Here is an 18,243-nt window from a genome sequence, read left to right as displayed (position 1 = left end):
AAGGCGATGATGAACACCATGAGAAAGAACCCCCTGCATGCCTGCGCCGCACTGCTGCTGGCGTCGCTTGCCGGCGCAGCCGGTGCCCAGGAGGCGGCCGCCTCGGCCCCCGCGGCCGGCGAACCGGCCGTGATCCGCTTTCAGCGCAGCGCTGCTTACCTCGACGAGACCGCCGTCGCCGACAACATCCGCAAGGAATGCTCGTCGCTCGGCAGCCAACTGTCTGCGTCGACCGAGCGCTATGCGCAGGAATTCGGCCTGAAGGTCGAGCGCGTCGAGAGCGTGGAAGCCACGCAGGGCGGCACGGTCCTGCAACTGAAGATCGTCTCGGCCATCAGCAGCGGCAACGCCTTCATCGGCCATCGCAAGAGCGTCGCGGTCAAGGCCGAGTTGTTCCGTGATGGCCAGCTTGTCTCGCAGACCACCCGCAGCCGGGACTCGATGGGTGGATTCGCCGCAGGCTTCAAGGGCTCCTGCGACGTGCTGGAACGCACGGTCAATACCCTGGGCAGCGACATCGCCAAGTGGTTGCGAGCCCAGGGCTGATGCAGTGAGACGGCCGGCCTGCCGCTCAGGCCGGCAATTCCTTCGGCACGTATGTCGGCCTTCGCAAACGGTGCGCCTGCCTGTGGAAAGCGCCGGGCGCCGGAATGGCGTTTGCCCGAGTGAGAGACGTCTCCGGAGCCACCCGGGCCCGGGACGTATGAACCCTGCTGAAAGGAGCTCTCACTCATGAACAAATCATCCCTTGCCAAGCACGTCTCCATCGTGGCCCTGAGCCTCCTGACCGGTGCTGCGATCGCGCAGGCCGCCGGCGATACCGGGCGCGGCGCACGCGGCGGCGGCGACACCGGGCCGGATGCCGACGGCACGGCACAGGTCAAGCCCAAGACAGACCCGACGGTGCAAGGCAGCGGTACGACGACCACGCCCTCAGCCACCGAAGGGGTCGACGACACTCGCAGCAAGAACAAGGCGACGAAGGACAACAAGCGCAAGGGCACTCGAGGTAACGCCGCCTCGCGCGAATCGACCGACGGTGCGCCTCAGGGCACGATCCCGACCAACGAGAACAACACCACCGGCACGACTCGCTAGCAGCACTGCAGCCGCTAGCTAGCTCGCTAGCGCGGCAAGGGCCCGAAGGCCACCGGGCTCTGTGCCGCCAGCCAGGCCGTGACGGCCCAGGCCGCCACGTTTTGCGGCAGTGCTTTCGCGTCAACCTTGTCGAGCGTGTCGTTCTCGGTGTGGTGGACGTCGAAGTAGCCGGTGCCGTCCTGCGTGAGCTCGACCGCCGGCCAGCCGCGGCGCCGCATCAGCACGTTGGCATCGGGGCTCGGCGAAGCCTCGTTGCCGGCGTGGTCGATGGAAAGCGGCGCGAGCATCCGCGCGATCTCCGCCACCAACGGCAGTGCCTCGTCGCGCACCCGCGTGCGCAGCCGCCATGGCCGCCCGGCGCCGAAGTCGCTTTCGCCCACCAGCTGGTGTTTCGCGCCCTCATACCGCTCGGCATAGGCGTTGGCCCCGTCGAAGCCGTTCTCCTCGTTGGCGAACAGCACCAGCCGCACGGTGCGGCGCGGGCGCTGCCCGGCGTCCTGCAGCAGCCGGGCCGCCGCGCAGACGATGCCGACGCCCGCCCCGTCGTCCAGTGCGCCATGGCCCAGGTCCCATGAGTCCAGGTGTGCGCCCAGCAGCACGATCTCGTCGGCGAGGTCGGTGCCGGGCACTTCGGCCACCACGTTGGCCGAGGTGGCGCTCACCACCCGCGCGTCGAGCGCGAACTGCAGCTTGAGCGGCTGCCCGCGCGCCTGCAGCCGCGCGATGAGGTCGGCGTCGGGCACCGACACCGCGAACGCCGGCACCTTGGGCACCTGCAGGTCGTAGCGCATCGCGCCGGTGTGGGCGAAGCGGTCGCGGTCGGTGCCGATGGACCGTATGGCCACCGCCACCGCGCCGCGCCGGGCGGCTTCCACCGCGCCGGTGGCACGCGCGGCGACCGCCAGGCCGTAGCCGCGGCCGTCGCGGGTGCGCTCGGTCTTCTGGTCGATGAAGACGATGCGCCCGCGTGCGCGGTCGCTGGTGTCGGCCTTCAGCGCATCGAGGCTTTCGTAGTAGGCGACTTCAGCCTCCAGCCCGCCGGGCGGCGTGCCGATGCTGTTGCCCAGCGCCGCCGCCACCAGCGGGTGCGGGTAGGGCGCGACCAGCCGCGCCTGGGCCGCGCCGCGTTGCCACACCTGCATGTTCACCGGCTCGGCGCGCACCTGGGCCAGGCCCAGGCGCTTGAGGTTGGCCATCGCCCAATTCACCGCACGGGTGTCGGCCGCCGAACCGGCCGGCCGCGCCCCCACCTCGCTGACGAGGGACTCGACCAGGGCATAAGCCTGCGTATCAGCCAGGCCGCGGCTGCGCAGCAGCTCGGCGTGCGCCAGGTCGGCCGCCGAGAAGCCCGCGCGTGCGATCGGCTGTTGTGCACAGCCGGCGCCCGCCAGCGCTGCGCACCAGGCGGTGAACCGCCGGCGGGTGATGAAGGTGGAGGTCGATGAAGCGTTCCCTGAGGTGTTGTGCTCGGTCATGTGAGGGCCCATGTCGAAGGAGCGCCGATTCTGAGTCGCTGCCCGCGTGCCTGCACGCTGCGCCCGAGGCACTTTCACAACCCCTCACATCTGCAAACCCGCCACTACGGGCTCACCCCTATCCCCAAAAAACGAACGCTCGTACTAAATAGCGACCTCGCGTCAGCCGGCCGCATGGACACGCAACGTGTCCCGGGTCGGCCGCCGTCCCTCGAAGGCGTGCCGGCTGCGCGTGCTGCTTTCGCCTTGCGGTGCCAGAGACCCTGGGCCCGCCGCAGGTGCGCGGGAGCTGCTCCCTCATCGGTACACGGTCGCAAGAGCCGTCCTGCTGTCCCATCGGGTGAAGTTCGTGTTGCGCGCATGCGCAGGCGCAGCTTCGCCCGTCGTTCGCTGGTCCATGAACGAGGAGAAGACTCGATGAAGCCACTGAAGAAACACCTTGCCGCCACGCTGCTCGCCTCGGCGGCGGTTGCCTGCCTGGGGCTGGCCGCGCCGGCGGCCCGCGCAGCCGACACCTATGCCCAGACCCGCCACCCGATCGTGCTCGTGCACGGCCTGCTCGGCTTCGATGCGATCGGGCCGGTCAACTACTGGTACGGCATCCCGTCATCGCTGCGCAGCAGCGGTGCCACCGTCTACCTGCCGCAGCAGTCGGCGGCCAACGCGAGCGAGGTGCGCGGCGAGCAGCTGCTCGCGCAACTGCGCCAGCTGAAGGCGGCCTACGGGCACACGAAGTTCAACCTCGTGGGCCACAGCCACGGCGGCCAGACGGTGCGGTACGTGGCCTCGGTGGCGCCCGAGCTGGTGGCATCGGTCACCACGGTCGGCACACCTCACCAGGGCAGCAAGGTGGCCGATGCGATCGAAGCCGGCACCAGCGCCACCGGCACCACCGCCGCGGTGGCCGCGTTGGCGAATGCGCTGGCGACCTTCATCGACTGGCTGTCGGGCGGCGGCAGCCCGCAGGACTCGCTGGCCGCATTGAAGTCGCTCAACACCCAGGGTGCAGCAGCCTTCAATGCCAGCCACCCGGCCGGCGCACCCACCAGCAACTGCGGCCAGGGCCCGGCGGTCGCCAACGGCGTGCGCTACTACTCGGTGAGCGGCACTTCGGTGCTCACCAACGTGCTCGACCTGGCCGACCCGCTGCTCGGCGCGTCGTCGATCTTCTTCGGCTTCGAGGCCAACGACGGACTGGTGTCGCGCTGCTCGTCGCACTGGGGCACGGTGCTGCGCGACAACTACCCCTGGAACCACCTCGACGAGGTGAACCAGAGCTTCGGCCTGCGCGGCCTGTTCACGCCGGACCCGGTGGCGTTCTACCGCTCGCAGGCCAGTCGCCTGAAGTCGCTCGGACTCTGACCCTTTTCATCCGGCTCTCGGGGTGCCCTGACCGGCACCCCGGGCCGCCGCATTCACCATTCACCTCTCAGGGAAGATCACCATGAAACGTTTCGCCTGCGCACTGCTGCTCTGCTGTGCCGCGCTGCTCGCCGTGCCGGCCGCACATGCCGCCGACACCTATGCCCAGACCCGCCACCCCATCGTGCTGGTGCACGGGCTGTTCGGCTTCGACGCCATCGGGCCGGTCGACTACTTCTACGGCATGCCGGCCGCGCTGCGCGCCGGCGGCGCCACGGTGTACGTGCCGCAGCAGTCGGCCACCAACACCAGCGAGCTGCGCGGCGAGCAACTGCTCGCGCAGCTGCGCCAGCTCCAGGCCGCTTACGGGCACACGAAGTTCCACCTCATCGCCCACAGCCACGGCGGCCACACCTCCCGCTACGTGGCCGGCGTGGCGCCCGAGCTGGTGGCCTCCATCACCACCCTCCACACGCCGCACATGGGCAGCAGGACGGCCGACGGCATCGAGGCCGGCACCTCCGCCACCGGCACGACCGCGGCGGTGGCGGCCATCGTCGATGCGTTCTCGACCTTCATCGACTGGATGTCCAGCGGCGGCAACCCGCAGGACTCGCTCGGCGCGCTGGCCTCGCTCAACACCCGCGGCGCCCTCGCGTTCAACGCCCGCTTCCCGGCCGGCGCGCCCACCAGCGCCTGCGGCCAGGGGCCGGCGGTGGCCGGCAACGGCGTGCGCTACTACTCGGTGGGCGGCATCTCGGTGCTCACCAACGTGGCGGACCTCATCGACCCGGTGCTCGCCGCCGGCTCGGTGTTCTACGGCTTCGAGGCCAACGATGGCGTGGTGGGCCGCTGCTCGTCGCGCTGGGGCACGGTGCTGCGCGACAACTACCCGTGGAACCATTTCGACGCGGTGAACCAGACGTTCGGCCTGCGCGGGCTGTTCACGCCCGACCCGGTGGCCGTGGTGCGGTCGCAGGCCAACCGGCTCAAGCTGCTGGGGCTTTGAACGGTGCGCCCCATCACCGCCACCGCGGTGGCCGGGGCGGCCGGCGCCGCCCTGCTGCTCGGCCTGTGGGCCTGGCAGCGCAACGGCACGCACGAGCCGGTGCGCCTTCTGACCGGCAGCTCGGCTCCGGCGGTGTCGACCGGCGCCAAGCCGGCCGGCTCCGTGCCTGCCCGGCCTGCCACCGCGGCGGCCTCCTCGCCGGAGGCCTTCATGCAGTGGCTGGGCGAACACAGCTCGCTGCGCGGTGCGGCGCTCGACGGCGCATGGGGCGAGCTCGACGCCGGCGGCAGGCTCAAGCCTGCCATCGCCCTGCGGCGCCGTTTCGACCAGCTGCTCACGCTGCAGGGTGAAACCACGCTGGAGCAGATCACCGCCTTTGCCGAACACGACGCGCGCGCCGCGCTCGGCGCCGACGGCGCGCGGCAGGTGATGGAGGTGTGGCGTCGCTACCTGGAGCTGCTGCGCTACACGTTCCGCAGCCGGGTCGACCTGCGCGATCGCCACAGCTGGGCCGCCGCGCTGGCCGAGCGCCAGCCGGTGCGCCGCAACCTGCTGGGCGCCGAATGGGCCGCGGCCTTCTATGCCGAGGAAGAGGCGCAGCTGCTGGCCACGCTGCAGGAGCCGGTGCAGCCGGCTGACGCACCCCCCGCCGCCAATGCCGCCGGCATCGACGTGGCCGCCTTGCCGCCCGAGGCCCGCCAGCGGCTGGCCGTAGAGCAGGCGGCCTGGGCCGACTGGGAAAGGCGTCTTGCGTCGGCGCGGCAGGAATGGGCGCGCCTGCAGCAGGCGGCGGAGCTTTCGGCACCCCAGCGGGCCGCGGCCATGGAGCAATGGATGCGGGCGCGATTCGACGCCGGCGAGCAGCGCCGGGTGAGGGCCTTGCTGCAACTGCCCCGCCTGCCTCATGAGCTGACTACGATAGGGGCCCCACGCACAGACCGAGCTTCCATCCCATGAGCTTTGCGGACCTGCCCGAGCCGCCCTACTACGCGGTCATCTTCAGCAGCCAGCGCACCGAAGGCGACAACGGCTATGGCGACATGGCCGACCGCATGGTCGCGCTGGCGAGCGAGCAGCCGGGCTTCCTCGGCATCGAAAGCACCCGCGGCGCCGACGGCTTCGGCATCACCGTGTCGTACTTCCGCACGCTCGAGGACATCGCGGCCTGGAAGGCGAATGCCGAACACCGCGAGGCGCAGCGGCTGGGGCACCAGCGCTGGTACGGGCATTTCGAGCTGCGCATCGCGAAGGTCGAGCGCGCCTACGGCAAGGGGCGGCCGAGAGGCTGACCGCGGCGGGGAAACGTCATGCGCATCGCTGCCATCTCCGACATCCACGGCAACCTGCCGGCCCTCGAAGCGGTGTTCGACGACATCGCCCGGGCCGGCGGCGCCGACGTGACGGTGAACCTGGGCGACATCCTGAGCGGCCCGCTGTGGCCGGTGGAAACGGCCGAGCGGCTGATGGCCCTGGCGCTGCCCACGATCCGCGGCAACCACGAGCGCCAGGTCCTGACCTTCGCGCGCGAGCGCATGGGCCTGACCGACGGCTATACCGCCGACCACCTCGGCGAAGCGCACCGTGCATGGCTGCGCGGCCTGCCCGAAACGCTGTGGCTCGCGCCCGAGGTGTTCTGCTGCCACGGCACGCCCGACAACGACCTCGTCTACTGGCTCGAGACCGTGACGCCCGACCACGGCCCGCACGGCAGCCGCGGCCTGCGCATGGCGAGCGCAGAGGAGGCGCGGCAACGCCTGGGCGGCTTCGACACGAGCCAGGTCACGCTGATGCTGTGCGGCCACACCCACATGCCGCGCGTGCTGCAGCTGCCCGACGGCGGGCAGCTGGTGGTGAATCCGGGCAGCGTCGGCCTGCAGGGGTTCGACGACGACCACCCGCACCCGCATGTGCTCGAAGTGGGCGCGCCGCATGCGCGATGGGCCCTGGTCGAGCGCACCGAAGCCGGCTGGAACGTGCAGCAGCGCGCGGTGGCCTACGACTGGGAGAGCGCGGCACGGCGGGCCGAAGCGAATGGCCGGCCCGATTGGGCCGATGCGCTGCGCACGGGGTGCGTCGGGCGCTTCGAAACCGAACTGGGAGAGGCTGGAGAGGCTTGATGCGAGGAATGACGTTGCAGGGCCCGGCCCTGCGCGGCGGGCTGACGGCGCTGGCCGCCGCGGTGCTGTTCGGCATCAGCACGCCGCTGCTGCAGCGCTTCGGCGCCGGGCTGGGCCCGTTTGCCACCGCCTCGCTGCTCTACCTGGGCGCGGCGCTGGCCGGCCTGCTGCTGCGCCAGCCGGTCGAGCGCGAAGCCCGCCTGCGCCGCACCGAGCTGCCGCGGCTGCTGCTGATGGCCCTGTTCGGCGCGGTGATCGGCCCGGTGGCGCTGGCCTGGGGCCTGCAGCACACCGGCGCCACCAGCGGCTCGCTGATGCTGACGCTCGAAGCGGTGTTCACCGCGCTGCTGGCCCGCTGGCTGTACGGCGAGACGATGGACCGCCGCGTGTGGGCCGCGATGGCGCTGCTCACCGCCGGTGGCGCGGTGCTGGTGGCCGAGGGCGGGCACGGCGGCCGGGCGCAGCTGTGGGGCCTGCTGGCGGTGGGCGTGGCCACGCTGGCCTGGGGCGTGGACAACACGCTGTCGCGGGCGCTCGCCGAACGCGACCCGGCGCAGGTGGTGCTGGGCAAGGCGCTGCTGGGCGGTACGGCCACCGCGCTGATCGCCTGGGGCGCCGGCGAGTCGGTGCCCGGCTTGTGGGCGGCGCTCGGGCTGCTGGCGGTGGGCGCCACCGGCTACGGCCTCAGCCTGCGCTTCTACCTGCTGGCCCAGCGTGCGTTCGGCGCCGCGCGCACCGGCTCGGTGTTCGCGTTCGCGCCCTTCATCGGCGCCGTGGCGGCCCTTGCCCTGGGCGATCGCAGCGCAGGCGTCGGCCTTGCATTGGCGAGTGTGCTGATGCTGGCCGGCGTGGCGCTGCACCTGGCCGAGTCGCATGCGCATGAACATGAACACGAGCCGCTCGAGCACGAGCATGCGCATGTGCATGACGACGGGCACCACGACCACTTGCACGACCCGATGCCGGCGGGGCCGCACAGCCACCGGCACGTCCACGCGCCGGTGCGTCACAGCCATGCCCATGTGCCGGATGCGCACCATGGGCATGTGCATTGAGCGCACCGCGCGGGCCGTCAGGCGGCCATGCGCGGCGGCCAGTGGTGCGTCTCGCCCTGGCAGCTCCTGCACCACGCATACAGCGCGTCGTACATCACCAGGCCGTGCCGCAGCATCTCGTGGTCGTCGCCCGCGAAGTTGTGCGACAGGCCCAGCGAGATCGCATACAGCCCGGCCGACTGCGGCGTGAGGTCCAGCCGTGAGGTGTCGGCTCCACGCACGATGGCGGCGAGCTGTTGCAGCGCCGGGTCGCCGTGCAACTGGTAATGCCCGATGAACGCATCGAAGCTGCACAGCTCGCCGACGTGGCTGAAGTGCACGCCGGGAACGTCGTAGGGCGTGGCGCCGGTCTCCTCGGCCAGGCGCAGCACGTCCGGCGCCGGCACGTAGAGGAACTCGGCCTGCGCATCGATGAAGCGCAGGATCAGCCAGGGGCAGGCGATGCGGTCGATCTTGGGCCGCTCGCGGGTGATCCATTTCGCCATGGCTTCACTCCTTGTGCTGCAAGGGGCGGCCGGCGGCCTGCCAGCCGTCGATGCCGCCGACGAGAAAACGCGCGTCGAGCCCGGCCGCACGCAGCCGCAGCGCCGTGGCGCGGCCGACCTCGTGGCCGTACACGCAGTACACGACGACCTCGCGCCCGGCGTCCAGGGTGCCGGCCCATTGCTCCACCTCGGCCGGGTCGCGCCACTGCGCACCGGGGATCAGCGTGGTGGCCTGCTGGTAGACGCCCGCGCGCCGCACGTCGAGCAGTTGTGCACCCGCCAGCGCATCGGCGGCCGCGCCGAAGGGCTCGGCTGCGGCGCACACCGCCTGCTGGTATCGCTCGTACACCCGCGACCAGGCGATGTTGGCCATGAAGGCGTCCACATAGGCCGCGGCCTGCGCGCCGTAGTCGAGGTGGTAGGCGTGTTCGTACATGTCGAGCGCCAGCACCGGCTGGCCGCCCGCCGCGCCATGCGTGTGGTCGGCCGCCCACTGGTTGACGAGCCGGCCCTCGCGCGCCGAGTGGACGAGCAGCACCCAGCCGGAGCCGCCGCCCAGCGCGCGGCCCATGGCCACGAACTCCTCGCGCCAGCGCTCCATGCTGCCGAAGCTGGCGGCCAGCGCCAGGGCCATCGGCGGCGGCATGGCGTGGGTCTCGGGGCCGCCCAGGCTGTCGAAGTACAGCTCGTGCAGCCACATCGAGTTGGCGGCGATCAGCTCCTCGCGCTTGAGCCCGTTGAGGGCGAAGCCGGGTGCGGTGGCGAACGCCAGCTGCCGCAATTCGGCGCGAATGGCATTGAGCCGCTTCACCGCGCCGCCGTAGTTGTTCTGGTGGTGGCTCGCCAGCAGCCGGCCCGACAGGCCGGGCAGCGCATCGGGGCCGAAGGGCAGGGGCCGGGTCATTGCATCCATGGTGTGAGGCTTCCGAGGCGCGGCTGCAGGAAGGTCCAGGCCACGCCGGCGGCCGCGCAGGCGCCCAGCAGCGGCATCACGCCGACCTTGAAGCGGAACAGCGCGACCGCTGCCGCCGCGGCGATGACGGCCGACATGACGTCGAAGCGGCCGGCAAAGCCCTGCGGCCACAGCACGTGGTACGCGAAGAACAGCGCGAGGTTGACGATCACGCCCACCACCGCGGCGGTGATGGCGGTGAGCGGCGCGGTGAACCTGAGGTTGCCGTGGGTCGACTCGACCAGCGGCCCGCCGGCCAGGATGAACACGAACGACGGCAGGAAGGTGAAGAAGGTGACCACCGACGCGGCGACCGCGCCGCCGGCGAACAGCCACTCGGGGCCGAACACCTGCTTCAACCAGCCGCCCACGAAGCCGACGAAGGCGACCACCATGATCAGCGGGCCGGGCGTGGTTTCACCGAGCGCGAGGCCGTCGATCATCTGCGCGCCCGACAGCCACTGGTGGTGCTCCACCGCGCCCTGGTACACGTAAGGCAGGACCGCATACGCGCCGCCGAAGGTGAGCAGCGCCGCCTTGGTGAAGAACCAGCCCATCTGCGCAAGCGTGCCCTGCCAGCCGTAGGCGCCGACCAGCGCGCCCATCACCACGGTCCACAGGCCCACGCCCCAGGCCAGCACCTTGGCGAGGCGGCGCTTCGAGAAGCGAGCGTGCGCGGGGGTGGGGGTGTGGTCGTCGATCAGCGCGGCACCGTAGCGCTTGTCGGCGCCGCCGCCATGCCCGCCGCCCACGGCGAACACCTGGGGCGCGTGCCGGCCGCCGAAGTGGCCGACCAGTCCGGCCGCCAGCACGATGGCCGGGAAGGGCGTGCCGAAGGCGAAGATCGCCACGAAGGCCGCCGCGGCAATGGCCCACAGCCATGCGTTCTTGAGCGCACGCGTGCCGATGCGGTGGGCCGCATGCAGCACCAGCGCCGTCACCGCCGGCTTGATGCCGTAGAAGATGCCGGCCACTACCGGCACGTTGCCGAAGGCGATGTAGATCCATGACAGCGCGATGAGGATCAGCAGCGACGGCAGCACGAACAGCGAGCCGGCGACGATGCCGCCCCAGGTGCGGTGCATCAGCCAGCCGATGTAGGTGGCCAGCTGCTGCGCTTCCGGCCCGGGCAGCACCATGCAGTAGTTCAGCGCATGCAGGAAGCGCTTCTCGGAGATCCAGCGCATCCGCTCGACCAGGTCGGTATGCATGATGGCGATCTGCCCGGCCGGCCCGCCGAAGCTGATGAAGCCCAGCCGGAGCCAGTAGGCGAAGGCCTGGCGCCGGGTCACGGGTGCAGGCGCAGTGCTTGTCCCGTCGAGGGGATCCAGGCTGGGAGCGGCGGTCGTGGTCATAGGGAGTGTCAGTTGTCAGGTTTGTTCGCCGAGGCGTACAGCCCGTCGAACACGTGCATCGCAGCCGTGCACAGGGTGTCGTCGTCGGCATGCAGCTCGCGCAGGCCGCCCAGGATGGTTTCCAGGCCGGCGGCCTCGGGCACCGGGATGCCGCCCACGTCGAGGTAGTGCACCGCTGCGCCAATGTGCTGCAGGCGCAGGTCGTCCTGCAGGCCGAAGCTGGCCACCATCACTTCGAAGCTCACCCGGGGCCCCTGGTGCGTGAAGCGCGCGCCGTCGTAGTCGAAGCCGATCACGTTTCGCGGTGGCTTCTTCACGTCGGTGAGCCACACGAAACGCGCGTTGGCGTCGATGAAGCGCCGGATGAACCACACGCAGGCCAGCCGGTCGACCCAGGGCCGGGCCCGGGTCGCCCATTGCTTGCCCTGGAAGTGGCGTGCCTCGAGCCGTGGCAGCGCCGCGCTGCTGCGGTGGCTGGGCTCGTCGGCCGAGAACCGCTGGTCCACCGCGGCGCGCAACGCGGCGAGGTCGGCCTCGGCCTGCAGCGCGGCGGCCCCGGGGTAGTAGTCGATGCGGCGCAGCGCGGCCAGCGCATCGGCGGCTTCGCGCAGGCGGCGGCGTGCTTCGGTTTCCTGCAGCTGCGGCAACTGGGCCAGCACGGCGCGCTGGGCCTCGGCCCAACCGGCATAGGCCTCGCTGCGGTCGAACAGGGCCAGCAGCTCGTCGCGCTGCGCAGGGCTGCGCGGGCTCAGCTCCAGCACCGAGGCGCTGCCGCCGTGGTCGCGCACCTGCTCGGCCAGCGCCTCCAGCGCGCCGGCATGGTCGAGCGGCAGCAGCCAGGCGCCGTCGCGCAGGGCACCGCAGCCGAGCGCCTTGACGGCGCGCCACAGCCGCAGCCGCACCGCATTGGGCTGGGTGGGCAGGGTGGCGATCAGCAGCGCCCACATGGCATTGAAGCATTTATTTCCACGAGAGAAATATATGCTACTGACCGCTGAATGCAAAGTGCGTCTGCGGTTACCACGCAGCCGACCGCCTCGCTGCGCCATTAGCATCGCGCCCATGAATCCTCAGATCGGTTGGGCCCTGGCCGCGCTGGCCCTGGCGGCGGGCTACTTCTCGTATGGCTGGCGCGGGGTGGTGCTCGGGCTCACCGTCATCGTGTTCTGGCTGCTGCTGCAGTTCAGCCGCGCGCTGCGCGCCATGCGCGACGCCGGCAGCGCGCCCAAGGGGCAGGTGCCCAGCGCGGTGATGCTCAATGCACAGCTGAAGGCCGGCATGACGCTGATCGACGTGCTGAAGCGCACCCGCAGCCTGGGGCTGCCGCAGGCGCCGGTCGCGCCCGCCGACGAGGCCTTCCTGTGGGCCGATGCCGGCGGCGTGTCGGTGCTGGTGAACCTGCGCGGCGGCAAGGTCACCGACTGGCAACTGATGCGCCCGGCCGACGCGGCCGGCTGAGCACGGCCGGACACGCCGGCGCCGCCTCGGCTGCCCACAATGGGCGGCCATGAACGACACACAGCAGCGGCCGGTCCGCTACCTCGAACTGCTGGCCCGGGCGGTGGCTCATGTCGACGCGAACCTCGATGGTGACCTCGGCGTCGAGGCGCTGGCCGAACGGGCGGCCATGTCGCGCCACCATTTCCACCGCATCTTCCGGGCCTACTTCGGCACCACGGTGCAGGGCTACGTGACCTGGCGACGGCTGCAGCGCGCCTGCGAGCTGCTGGCCGCAGGCGACAAGCCGGTGCTCGAGGTGGCGCTGGAGGTCGGCTACGAATCGGCGCAGGCGCTGGCCAAGGCCATGCGCCGCGAACTCGACACCACCCCCACCGCGGTGCGGGCCGGCGACGTGCCGGCCTGGCAGCGCCTGTTCGACCGGCGCCCGTCGGCGCCCTGGTCACCACCCCACGAAGGAGAACGTTTCATGCTCAAGCCCCAACTGGTCGACGCCCCCGCATTTCCCGTGCTCACTACCACCGGCCGCGGCATGCGGGCCGGCGACATGAGCCCGGCTGCCCAGCAGGCCTTCGGCGAACTGTGGGCCCGGCTCGGCGAGGCCGGCCTCGGCAGCCGGGCCTGGAGCTGCCTTGCGCTGTTCCCGGACCAGCCCGCCGGCGACGATGACCAGCAGTGCCGCCTGCTCGGCGGTGCCGTGTTCGACTACTCGCTCGCCGAACGCCGCGGCACACCGGCGCGGCCCGACATCGAACTCGCCGGCACGCTGGCCTGGCAGGAAGTGCCGGCCGGCCGCTATGCGGTGTTCACCCACGTCGGCCCCTACAGCGGGCTGCACGACACCTGGGATGCGATCTACCGCGACTGGCTGCCGGCCACCGGCCATGCGCTGCGCGACGTGGCGCCGTTCGAGCTGTACGTGAACGACCCGAGCAAGACGCCGCCCGAGCAGCTGCACACCGACATCTACATCCCGCTGGCCTGAGGGCGGGTCAGGGCCGCACGAGGCGCAGGTTGAACACGCCGGTGCCCAGGCGGCCGTAGAGGCGGAACCACAGTGCGAGCCACTGCTCGGTGCCGCGCGCGCTGTCCAGGCCGCCCAGGTCGATGGGCGCCTGCCAGCCGAAGCTCCTGAGCAGGTCGATCACCCGGGCCTTGGCGCCTTCGTCGTCGCCGCTCACGAACACCTCGTGCGGCCCGGGCACCAGGCCCGGGTCCACCATCACCGGCGCATGCATGGTGTTGAGCGTCTTCACCACGCGGGTGGTCGGCAGCGCCTTCTGGATCTCCTCGGCCAGCGAGGTCGTGTTGCTGACGAACAGCCGCGGCGGCATCCCGTGCGAGAAATCCAGCGGGTTGGCGATGTCGATCAGCAGCTTGCCGGCCAGCCGGGCGTTCAGGTCGCCCAGCACCGACAGGCTGGCCGCGCCCTGCAGCGCGTTGATCACGATGTCGCCGAAGGCGGCGGCCTGCGCATAGCTGCCCGTCGAAGCGAGGGGCCCGGCCTGCTGCGCCCAGGCGGCGGCCTTGGCCGCGCTCTCGTCGCGGGAACCCATCATCACCGGATAGCCCAGCGACACCAGCTTGCCGGCCAGTGCGTGGCCCACCATGCCGGCGCCGAGCACCGAGAACTTTGCGGTCGGGTTGGTTGCGGTCATTGCCTTCTCCTTCATCTGCCGGCTTGCGGCGGTTGCGATGGAGTGGACTTTCGGCCGGCCGGCGTTATTCGTCCAATCGAATGAAGGGATTCACAATATCTGCATGGCAGATATCCGTTCACTCGACATCGCGCTGCTGCGGGGCTTCGACGCCCTCATGCGCGAGCGCAGCGTGTCGCGCGCGGCCAAGCAGCTGTTCCTGAGCCAGCCGGCCACCAGCGCACTGCTGGCGCGGCTGCGCGAGGTGTTCGCAGACCCCCTGTTCGTGCGCACCGCCGCCGGCGTGGCGCCCACCGCACGCGCCGAGGCGCTGGCCGAGCCGGTGCGGCGCGTGCTGGCCGACCTGCAGGCGCTGCTCGAGCCGCCCGGCGGCTTCGACGCGGCCCGGTCGAAGCGGGTGTTCCACATCGCGTCCACCGACTACATGGCCGCCACGCTGCTGGGCCCACTGGCCGCGCGGCTGGGCGAGCAGGCGGGCGGCGTGCAGCTGGCGCAGGTCACGCCCGACGTGACCAGCCTGGTGGCGCGCATGACGGCCGGCGACGTGGACGCGGCGCTCATGGTGCGCGGGCTCACGCCCCGCGGCCTGCGGGCGGCGCCGCTGTTCGACGAGGACTTCGTGTTCGCCTTCGCCCACGGCCACCCGCTGGCGGCGCGGCGGCGCCTGTCGGCGGCCGACATGGCGGCCGCGCCGCAGCTGTTCATCGCGCCGCGGGAGGTGGGCTCGGCGGCTTCTCGCGAGGCGGCCTTCAGCGGCCGTGCCGACCAGGCCCTGCAGGCGCTGGGGCTGCGGCGCTTCGTGCAGCTGTCGGTGCCCAACTTTTCGGCGGCGGTGGACGTCATCGAACGCAGCCAGCTCGCCGCGGTGCTGCCGCGCCGGGTGGCGGCGGCGGCCGCGGCGCGCATTGCCAGCCGGGAGCTGCCGTTCGAGATGAGCGGCTTCACGATGGAATGGGTGCTGCACCCGCGCGCCGAGCACGACCCGGGGCTGGCCTGGCTGCGCGAAGAAGTGCTCACCGCGTGGCGGGGGCTCACGGCGCCGGCTCGTAAAATCCCGGCTTCCCCCAAGCATTCCCGAGGAGCCTTTCATGGGCATGGACGACCGCGACGGCAAGATCTGGATGGACGGTGAGCTCGTCGACTGGCGCGACGCCAAGATCCACGTGCTGACCCACACGCTGCACTACGGCTGCGGCGCTTTCGAGGGGGTGCGTGCCTACAACACCGCCAACGGCACCGCCATCTTCCGGCTGCGCGAGCACACCGAGCGCCTGTTCAACAGCGCCAAGATCCTGCGCATGAAGATCCCCTTCACGCTGGAGCAGGTGATGGAGGCGCAGTGCGAGGTGGTGCGCGCCAACAAGCTCGAGAGCTGCTATCTGCGTCCGCTGACCTGGATCGGCTCCGAGAAGCTGGGCGTCTCGCCCAAGGGCAACAAGATCCACCTGATGATCGCGGCCTGGGCCTGGGGCGCCTACCTGGGCGAGGAAGGCCTCAAGCGCGGCATCCGGGTCAAGACCTCCAGCTACACCCGCCACCACGTCAACATCACGATGACGCAGGCCAAGGCGGTGAGCAACTACACCAACTCCATCCTGGCCAACATGGAGGCCACCGACGAAGGCTACGACGAGGCGATGCTGCTCGACTCGGCCGGCTTCGTGAGCGAAGGCGCGGGCGAGAACCTGTTCGTCATCAAGAACGGCGTGGTCTACACGCCGGACCTGTCGGCCGGTGCGCTCAACGGCATCACCCGCAACACCGTGTTCGCGATCTGCAACGACCTGGGGTTGAAGCTGGTCGAGAAGCGCATCACCCGCGACGAGGTCTACATCTGCGACGAGGCCTTCTTCACCGGCACGGCTGCCGAAGTCACGCCCATCCGCGAGCTCGACCGCATCGAGATCGGCCAGGGTTCGCGCGGCCCGATCACCGAAAAGATCCAGAGCGCCTTCTTCGACATCGTGAACGGCCGCAACCCGAAATACGCCGAGTGGCTGACGAAGGTTTGAAAGCAGACGACATGAACGACAGCAGCAGCAAGCAACCCAAGGCGGTGGTCGAAGTGACGGCGGCCGAACTGCAGGGACCGGGCGTGGTGTTCTGCCCCAACCCGAAGATGCCGTTGTGGAGCAACCACCCGCGCGTCTTCATCGACGTGGCGACCACCGGCGAAGGCTGGTGCCCGTACTGCGGCACGGTCTACAAGCTGAAGGCTGGCGAGAAGGTTTCCGCGCACTGATGACCCACCCCCGTAGCGCCTGCGGCGCTCCCCCTCAAGGGGGCCACGCTGGCGGACCGGCCAAGCCGGATCCGCGGCGTCCGCTTGGTGGCAGGGGTGGTGTTTGAGCAAGAGGCACATGAACGGAAGCACATGGCTCGCTCGTTGGTAGTCGCCCCGCAATGGATCGGCGACGCCGTGATGGCGGAGCCGCTGCTGGCCGAGCTGGCGGAACGCGGCGAGACGCTCACGGTGGCGGCGCTGCCGTGGGTGGCGCCGGTGCTGCGAGCCATGCCGCAGGTGGCCGACATCATCGAGCTGCCGTTTGCCCATGGCCGCCTCGACTGGGCGGCGCGCAAGCAGCTGGCCGCCACGCTGCGCGGACGTTTCGAGCGCGCCTACGTGCTGCCCAACTCCATCAAGTCGGCGCTGGTGCCTTGGCTGGCGCGCATCCCGGTGCGGGTGGGCTACCAGGGTGAAGGCCGCTGGCTGCTGCTGAACCGCCGCCTGCCCAACCCGCGCGACGAACGCCCGCCGATGGTGGCCTTCTACGGTGCGCTGGCCGGCGACGGCGGCGTGGCGCCCGATGCGAGGCCGCGGCTGTCGTTGCCTTCGGCCACGGTGCTCGAGGCGCTGGCCCGGGCGCAGGTGCGCCGGGGCGCCTACTGGGTGTTTGCGCCGGGCGCCGAATACGGCCCCGCCAAGCGCTGGCCCACCGAGCACTTCGCCGCACTGGCACGCCAGCTCTATTCGCAGAGCCTGCAGCCGGTGCTGTTGCTGGGCTCCGGCAAGGACGGCCCGGTGTGCGACGAGATTTCGCTGCTGGCGCCCGGCGCCTGCCGGGTGATGGCAGGCAAGACCACGCTGGACGAAGCCATGGCCTTGATTGCCGCGGCGCGCGGCATGGTCAGCAACGACTCGGGGTTGATGCACGTGGCGGCCGGCTTCGACATCCCGCAGGCCGCCGTGTTCGGCTCCACCAGCCCCGACCACACCCCGCCGCACAGCCCGAAGTCGCGGGTGGTGTGGCTCAAGGGCGAGCTGGGGCTGGACTGCATGCCCTGCTTCGCACGCGAATGCCGCTACGGCCACTACCGCTGCCTCACCGAAGTGAGTCCGGAGCGGGTGGGGGCCGCGCTGCGCGAGGTGCTCGAAGGCCAGCCGGCGCCGGCCCGGTAGCAAACCGCAGGAGCCTCAGCGGCCGTAGAACACGTAGTCGGCCTGGTAGGCCACCTGCTGTCGCGCGCCCTGGTTCGCCATGCCGCATGCCGCAGCCGGTGCCACGCCGCCCTGGGTCTTCAGCCGCTGGATGTAGCTCACGCCCTGCATCGCGCCCATGCCGCTGGCGGGTTCGGCCTTCACCAGCTGCAGCGGGATGCTGCCCGGCTGGTTCGGCGCCACCGCGACCTGCTTGCCGGTGACCCGGGAGCCGTCGTTCGCCTCCCAGGTCGGGCCGCCGTAGTACCTGCCGACCACCTGGCCGTCTGCGCCCTTGAGCGCCGCCACCGGGGCCACGAAGGCCCATTCGTACTGGCCGGCCATGTCCTTCTTCTCGCGGCATTCGTAGGTGATCTCACCCACGCCCACGGTCCACATCTTCTGCATCTCGCCGGCCGGCACGCGCACGGCTTCTGGCAAGGCCGCGTTGTCGACCATCGCGCTCTTCGGCGCCATCGACGTCGCGCAGGCGGTCAGCGCCAGCATCGCGCCGGCCGACAGCAGGGAAACGAAAGGAATCGCAAGGGTGGTGGGCATCTCGGTCTCCTGAGGTCCGTTGAGGGGGCGCCGCCATGGATGCGGCGGCGTGAGGGGCCCATACGGACGGATCCGCAAACCGGATGCAGAAGACGTCTTGCCAGTTCTCGCCGGCGCTTGCTAGTGTCCTGTCGCAGAAATACGTTTCGCGATCCGCTCGATCTTTTGCAGGATTGAGTCGGCGGTGGCAACCCACTGGAAAGGCGTGGCGTCGGCGTTGTAGCGTTGCACGAACAGCTCGAT

General features: G+C 70.8%; 21 protein-coding genes. 14 read left to right on the top strand and 7 right to left on the bottom strand.

Annotation, left to right across the window (positions count from 1 at the left end; translation table 11 throughout):
* The first annotated feature begins 18 nt into the window (after positions 1-18).
* Together E8D38_RS05570 and E8D38_RS05565 are read left to right on the top strand one after the other, a co-directional pair.
* The gene (locus E8D38_RS05570; protein ID WP_140626755.1) at positions 19-546 is read left to right on the top strand and encodes a hypothetical protein; all 528 of its coding nucleotides are present in this window, start codon (positions 19-21) and stop codon (positions 544-546) included.
* Positions 547-732: 186 nt separating this feature from the next.
* Positions 733-1,098: a hypothetical protein gene (locus tag E8D38_RS05565; protein WP_140626754.1), complete on the top strand. Its 366-nt coding sequence runs from the start codon at positions 733-735 to the stop codon at positions 1,096-1,098.
* 26 nt (positions 1,099-1,124) lie between these two features.
* Here the strand turns inward: E8D38_RS05565 and E8D38_RS05560 are convergent, their stop codons facing one another.
* Positions 1,125-2,573: a M20/M25/M40 family metallo-hydrolase gene (locus E8D38_RS05560; RefSeq protein WP_181178940.1), complete on the bottom strand. Its 1,449-nt coding sequence runs from the start codon at positions 2,571-2,573 to the stop codon at positions 1,125-1,127.
* Positions 2,574-2,990: 417 nt separating this feature from the next.
* On the opposite strand from E8D38_RS05560, the gene E8D38_RS05555 reads away from it, so the two are divergent.
* The 6 genes from E8D38_RS05555 (at position 2,991) to E8D38_RS05530 (ending at position 8,116) form a co-directional block, all read left to right on the top strand.
* Positions 2,991-3,935 (top strand): esterase/lipase family protein, encoded by a 945-nt coding sequence (locus E8D38_RS05555; RefSeq protein ID WP_140626752.1) that lies wholly within the window; start codon positions 2,991-2,993, stop codon positions 3,933-3,935.
* An 82-nt stretch (positions 3,936-4,017) separates the two neighbouring features.
* A complete protein-coding gene (locus E8D38_RS05550; RefSeq protein ID WP_140626751.1) occupies positions 4,018-4,944 on the top strand; it encodes an esterase/lipase family protein in 927 nt (308 codons plus the stop codon).
* Between the two features lie 3 nt (positions 4,945-4,947).
* Entirely contained in the window at positions 4,948-5,901 is a 954-nt protein-coding gene (locus E8D38_RS05545; protein ID WP_140626750.1) for a lipase chaperone, read from the top strand.
* Positions 5,898-6,233 carry an antibiotic biosynthesis monooxygenase family protein gene (locus tag E8D38_RS05540; RefSeq protein WP_140626749.1) on the top strand — a complete coding sequence of 112 codons (336 nt, stop codon included), beginning with the start codon at positions 5,898-5,900 and terminating at the stop codon, positions 6,231-6,233. The genes E8D38_RS05545 and E8D38_RS05540 overlap by 4 nt, the downstream gene beginning before the upstream one ends.
* An 18-nt stretch (positions 6,234-6,251) precedes the next feature.
* Complete coding sequence (locus tag E8D38_RS05535) at positions 6,252-7,061, top strand: metallophosphoesterase family protein (protein ID WP_140626748.1); 810 nt, start codon at positions 6,252-6,254, stop codon at positions 7,059-7,061.
* Complete coding sequence (locus E8D38_RS05530) at positions 7,061-8,116, top strand: DMT family transporter (protein ID WP_140626747.1); 1,056 nt, start codon at positions 7,061-7,063, stop codon at positions 8,114-8,116. Before E8D38_RS05535 ends, E8D38_RS05530 begins: the two co-directional genes overlap by 1 nt.
* 17 nt (positions 8,117-8,133) lie before the next feature.
* On the opposite strand, the gene E8D38_RS05525 is transcribed toward E8D38_RS05530, so the two are convergent.
* The 4 genes from E8D38_RS05525 to E8D38_RS05510 are packed head-to-tail and all read right to left on the bottom strand — an operon-like array spanning position 8,134 to position 11,855.
* Complete coding sequence (locus tag E8D38_RS05525; protein ID WP_140626746.1) at positions 8,134-8,601, bottom strand: chromate resistance protein ChrB domain-containing protein; 468 nt, start codon at positions 8,599-8,601, stop codon at positions 8,134-8,136.
* Between the two features lie 4 nt (positions 8,602-8,605).
* Positions 8,606-9,514: a Fe-Mn family superoxide dismutase gene (locus E8D38_RS05520; protein ID WP_140626745.1), complete on the bottom strand. Its 909-nt coding sequence runs from the start codon at positions 9,512-9,514 to the stop codon at positions 8,606-8,608.
* A complete protein-coding gene (gene chrA, locus E8D38_RS05515; RefSeq protein WP_140626744.1) occupies positions 9,502-10,908 on the bottom strand; it encodes a chromate efflux transporter in 1,407 nt (468 codons plus the stop codon). Before chrA ends, E8D38_RS05520 begins: the two co-directional genes overlap by 13 nt.
* 8 nt (positions 10,909-10,916) lie before the next feature.
* Positions 10,917-11,855, bottom strand: coding sequence for a chromate resistance protein ChrB domain-containing protein (locus E8D38_RS05510; RefSeq protein ID WP_140626743.1), 939 nt, complete (start codon positions 11,853-11,855; stop codon positions 10,917-10,919).
* Between the two features lie 115 nt (positions 11,856-11,970).
* On the opposite strand from E8D38_RS05510, the gene E8D38_RS05505 reads away from it, so the two are divergent.
* Positions 11,971-12,366 (top strand): hypothetical protein, encoded by a 396-nt coding sequence (locus E8D38_RS05505; protein WP_140626742.1) that lies wholly within the window; start codon positions 11,971-11,973, stop codon positions 12,364-12,366.
* Between the two features lie 49 nt (positions 12,367-12,415).
* Positions 12,416-13,351, top strand: a complete 936-nt coding sequence (locus tag E8D38_RS05500; RefSeq protein ID WP_140626741.1) for an AraC family transcriptional regulator — start codon at positions 12,416-12,418, stop codon at positions 13,349-13,351.
* 7 nt (positions 13,352-13,358) lie between these two features.
* Here E8D38_RS05500 and E8D38_RS05495 read toward each other — a convergent pair whose 3' ends face one another.
* Complete coding sequence (locus E8D38_RS05495; RefSeq protein ID WP_140626740.1) at positions 13,359-14,024, bottom strand: NADPH-dependent F420 reductase; 666 nt, start codon at positions 14,022-14,024, stop codon at positions 13,359-13,361.
* 103 nt (positions 14,025-14,127) lie between these two features.
* Here E8D38_RS05495 and E8D38_RS05490 point away from each other — a divergent pair, with 103 nt between their 5' ends.
* From E8D38_RS05490 to waaF, 4 genes are all read left to right on the top strand, one after another.
* Positions 14,128-15,156: a LysR family transcriptional regulator gene (locus tag E8D38_RS05490; RefSeq protein WP_181178939.1), complete on the top strand. Its 1,029-nt coding sequence runs from the start codon at positions 14,128-14,130 to the stop codon at positions 15,154-15,156.
* Entirely contained in the window at positions 15,113-16,036 is a 924-nt protein-coding gene (locus E8D38_RS05485; protein WP_140626738.1) for a branched-chain amino acid transaminase, read from the top strand. Before E8D38_RS05490 ends, E8D38_RS05485 begins: the two co-directional genes overlap by 44 nt.
* Positions 16,037-16,047: 11 nt before the next feature.
* Positions 16,048-16,266: a zinc-finger domain-containing protein gene (locus E8D38_RS05480; RefSeq protein WP_140626737.1), complete on the top strand. Its 219-nt coding sequence runs from the start codon at positions 16,048-16,050 to the stop codon at positions 16,264-16,266.
* A 132-nt stretch (positions 16,267-16,398) separates the two neighbouring features.
* Entirely contained in the window at positions 16,399-17,424 is a 1,026-nt protein-coding gene (gene waaF, locus E8D38_RS05475) for a lipopolysaccharide heptosyltransferase II (protein WP_140626736.1), read from the top strand.
* 15 nt (positions 17,425-17,439) lie between these two features.
* On the opposite strand, the gene E8D38_RS05470 is transcribed toward waaF, so the two are convergent.
* Positions 17,440-18,000 (bottom strand): DUF3455 domain-containing protein, encoded by a 561-nt coding sequence (locus tag E8D38_RS05470; protein ID WP_140626735.1) that lies wholly within the window; start codon positions 17,998-18,000, stop codon positions 17,440-17,442.
* Positions 18,001-18,243: the final 243 nt, after the last annotated feature.

Origin of the sequence: Methylibium rhizosphaerae, from assembly GCF_006386545.1 — a bacterium.
Classification (GTDB): Bacteria; Pseudomonadota; Gammaproteobacteria; order Burkholderiales; family Burkholderiaceae_C; genus Pseudorivibacter; species Pseudorivibacter rhizosphaerae.
This window is presented reverse-complemented; position numbering and strand designations above follow the sequence as displayed.